This is a genomic window from Microcoleus sp. Pol11C3 (assembly GCF_036701485.1).
In the GTDB taxonomy this organism is placed as follows: Bacteria; Cyanobacteriota; Cyanobacteriia; order Cyanobacteriales; family Microcoleaceae; genus Microcoleus.
In genome coordinates, this window is record NZ_JAUBQW010000247.1 from 1 (window position 1) to 3,695 (window position 3,695).

3 protein-coding genes and 1 riboswitch are annotated in these 3,695 nt (G+C 49.0%); all 3 genes read left to right on the plus strand.

Features of this window, described 5'->3' with window-relative positions:
* Positions 1-269 precede the first annotated feature (269 nt).
* A riboswitch (adenosylcobalamin-variant (AdoCbl-variant) riboswitch) is annotated at positions 270-349 on the plus strand.
* Between the two features lie 8 nt (positions 350-357).
* The 3 genes from cobG (at position 358) to QUA40_RS28045 (ending at position 3,426) form a co-directional block, all read left to right on the plus strand.
* Complete coding sequence (gene cobG, locus QUA40_RS28035; RefSeq protein WP_333131887.1) at positions 358-1,935, plus strand: precorrin-3B synthase; 1,578 nt, start codon at positions 358-360, stop codon at positions 1,933-1,935.
* A 154-nt stretch (positions 1,936-2,089) separates the two neighbouring features.
* Positions 2,090-2,719: a precorrin-8X methylmutase gene (locus QUA40_RS28040; RefSeq protein WP_333131889.1), complete on the plus strand. Its 630-nt coding sequence runs from the start codon at positions 2,090-2,092 to the stop codon at positions 2,717-2,719.
* Positions 2,716-3,426, plus strand: a complete 711-nt coding sequence (locus QUA40_RS28045; RefSeq protein ID WP_333131891.1) for a precorrin-2 C(20)-methyltransferase — start codon at positions 2,716-2,718, stop codon at positions 3,424-3,426. The genes QUA40_RS28040 and QUA40_RS28045 overlap by 4 nt, the downstream gene beginning before the upstream one ends.
* Positions 3,427-3,695: the final 269 nt, after the last annotated feature.

A 3,695-nucleotide genomic window follows, 5' to 3' on the forward strand; every position in this document is an offset into this window, starting at 1 on the left:
CAGACGTTGGCGCTTTCGCGCTGCTGTAAGGTTGTTGTCATTTGTTTATGATTGCTTTATTTGGTTTTCAATGTTCGGATGATGTTTCTATTATTAACGGTATCGTTAACGTTTGTAAAGGGGTTTAGCGACAGTTAAACTGATGACTGCGATTAGGAAAGCTGATGAAAGGAGAGAGGGGCGTAGCTTGCGGGGCGGTACGCCATCGCCAGAAGTTTTGTTAAGAAAGTTGAGGGTTTTGCTTTCTGTGGGTCAGCTCGTGATACCTTTCTAAAACCTGAAAGCGGGAAAGTCCGGTGCAATTCCGGCGCTGTGCCGCAACTGTAAAAGTCAGAATGCCGATTTCGGGGGCGCTTTGTGGGCGTTTACTTTTGGATTCCCTGCGTAGCACGGGGAGGAGATTATTTGTTAGCTTTGACTGATTTGCCGACTTGTCCGGGTTTATTTTACGGTTCCCAAGCCCGAGACGGAGTTTTATCGAGAATGCGGATTCCGGGGGGAATTTTAAACGCGCAGCAGTGTTGGACGATCGCCGATTTGGCAGATCAATACAGTACCGGCTGTTTGCAAGTGACCAATCGGGCAAATTTGCAAATCCGAGAAGTGCACTCGGAAATTCCCCCGGAAGTCTGGAACCGCTTGCAAGAATTGGGTATAGCGTCTCGCCGCGTTGAAGTTGACCCGATTCGCAATATAATGGCAAGTCCGACAGCAGGGATCGATCGCCAGCAGTTACTAGATACTCGCCCGCTAGTGAAAGCTTGGGATGATTACCTGCAAACGCATCCCGAATTGTCGGAACTTTCGCCTAAGTTCAGCATTGGCTTGGATGGCGGGGAATCGGTTTCGATCCAGGCTTTACGCAACGATATTTTATTAGCTGCATTCGGTCGTTCAACCCAATCAGAAATCGTTTTTCGGCTGCATTTAAACAGCGATACAGGGATTTTAATCCAACAATCGCAATGTATTTCAGTCTTAGCCGCCCTTGCTAGCGCGTATCTTGAATACACAAAAAATCGGCCTCGAATTGATGGCAAAAAACCGCGTTTGCGTCACCTGCTGGCAGATTGGGGCGCTGAAATTTATTTAGAAAGGGTACAGCAGAATTTACCATTTTTATTGCAATACACATCTTGCACCTTTCCCAAAAACAGGCAAGATGCCTGTTCCACAAAGAGTGAATTTCCTTGTGGGGTGGGCATCTTGCCCGCCCGATCGATCGACTCATCTGCAAGGGCGATCGGACAATCCCGACATCTCGGCATCCACCCTCAGCGACAGCCGGATTTCTCGTACATAGGAATTGCGCTGCCTCTGGGTAGGCTAGAATCAAAGCAACTGCGGAAATTGGCAAATTTAGCCCAAAATCTAGCCAGCGGTACCCTGAGACTTACGCCGTGGCAAAATCTGTTGATTTCTGATATCCCCAACTCCCAGCTTTTTGAGATCGAACAGCAAATCGCCGATTTGGGACTGCACTCGTCAGCGACTCGCCTAGATTCGTGCTTAGTGGCTTGTGCCGGCAGCAGCGGCTGTGCGTCGGCGGCCACAGATACTCAAAGTCACGCCTTAGCAATGGTGAGGGATTTAGCGCAAAAATTGACGATCGACCTGCCGATTAACATTCATTTCAGCGGTTGCCAAAAGTCCTGCGCCCAGCACCAGCCAATTGATATCACGCTGGTGGGAATTCAGATTGAGCGAGGAGACGAGACGATCGAAGGTTACGACATTTATGCGGGTAGAAAAGATTTGCCCTTCGGACGACAAATTTTTCAGGCGGTGAGTGCTGCCGAGATGCCCGGTGCGATCGAACAAATGTTGCGGGTGTATCAGCGGTTTCGAGAGCCTGTGGAGTCATTTGGTGAGTTTGTTGATCGGCAGGCGATCGACCAATTGCAGGAGTTGTTGAGCATCGAAAATTGGAATTGAAAGTGAAAAAATATCCAATAAAAACAGACAAATTTTAAGCATTTCTCTTTCTATCTCTCTTGAGATTTCTTCCTTCGCGTCCTTCACGCCTTCGCGGTTCCCTCAAAAAATCTATTTCACAAATTCCACAAAATTCCCATAGCAGTTTTAAACAATGATTGACTACATTCGAGACGGAACAGAAATCTACATTAAATCTTTCGCCACAATTCGAGCCGAAACAGATTTGTCAAACTTGTCGCCCGATTTAGAATCGGTAGCCGTGCGACTAATTCACAGTTGCGGCATGACCGATATTGTTGCAGATTTAGCAGCTTCGCCCGGGGCCGCAACCTGCGGACGCCAAGCCCTCTCAGCAGGTGCGCCCATCCTGTGCGATGCCCGGATGGTGGCCGAAGGCATCACTCGCAAACGCCTTCCCGCTGACAATCCGGTGATTTGCACCCTCTGGCATTCCGAAATCCCGGAGTTGGCGCGGCAAATCGGAAATACTCGATCGGCCGCGGCCCTTGATTTATGGCTGGACAACTTGCAGGGTGCGGTTGTGGCAATTGGCAATGCTCCGACAGCTTTGTTCCGACTGCTGGAAATGCTGGATGCCGGAGCACCCAAACCGGCTTTAATTCTGGGTTTCCCGGTAGGATTTGTCGGGGCCGCCGAATCCAAAGCCGAACTGGCCGCCAACAGTCGGGGAGTGCCATTTATTACGTTGCACGGGCGGCGCGGTGGCAGTGCAATGGCAACGGCGGCCGTGAATGCGTTAGCGAAAAAGGATGAATTATGACTAAGGCGAATGGTAAATTGTACGGTTTGGGTATTGGCCCTGGCGATCCTGAGTTGATTACTTTGAAAGCTTATCGGATTTTGCAATCGGTGCCGGTGATTGCCTATCCGGCGATGGAAAATGGTAAGGTGCTGGCGCGGGCGATCGTCGCTGATTATCTGCGCCCGGAGCAAATTGAGATTCCGATGCCGTTGCCTTTTAGTCCGACGCGATCGTCTCAACCTTATTATGATATTGCTGCCGAGAAAATTGCCGCCCATCTGAGCGAGGGACAGGATGTGGCGGTGCTATGTGAGGGCGAACCTTTTCTCTACGGCTCGTTTATGTATCTATTCAACCGTTTGTCGGCGACCTTTACCACTGAAGTTGTGCCGGGAATTTCTTCGACAATGGCCAGTGCGGCTGCGTTGGGAGTGCCACTGACTTATCGTAACGATGTGTTAAGTATTATGCCTGCGACGCTGGATGCTGAGGTTTTGCGCGATCGACTGGCGGTTGTTGATGCTGCTGTGATTATTAAACTGGGGCGACATTTTGCGAAAGTCCGGGACGTACTGATTGAGTTGGGACAGTTCGATCGAGCACTGTATATAGAACGCGCCACTATGCCGAATCAGCGAATTCGGGCGATCGCAGAGGTCGAACCCGCTGAAGTTCCCTATTGGGCTCTCATTATGATACCCAGCCAGCAAAAGTCTGTATCTTAATATTTCCATGCCTGAAGGCGACGCGCTTCCAGGCTTTACCTACTTTTTTGTGCATTCTTACATCTTTATCCAGTTTTCTTCATATGGATAACTTAACCTTATAACTTTCATCAGTTAATCTGTTGTTAAAATACTTTACAAACCTTAGAATATGCTTTATGTTTATTTACATGGCGGAACACAAAGCCGTCACGAACATTGAAAACCAAATAAAGCAATCATAAACAAATGACAACAACCTTACAGCAGCGCGAAAGCGCCAACGTCTG

Bases quoted from the DNA above. Each gene is read 5' to 3' on its own strand.
- QUA40_RS28045 (WP_333131891.1), top strand. From the start codon at position 2,716: ATGACTAAGGCGAATGGTAAATTGTACGGTTTGGGTATTGGCCCTGGC.
- QUA40_RS28040 (WP_333131889.1), top strand. From the start codon at position 2,090: ATGATTGACTACATTCGAGACGGAACAGAAATCTACATTAAATCTTTC.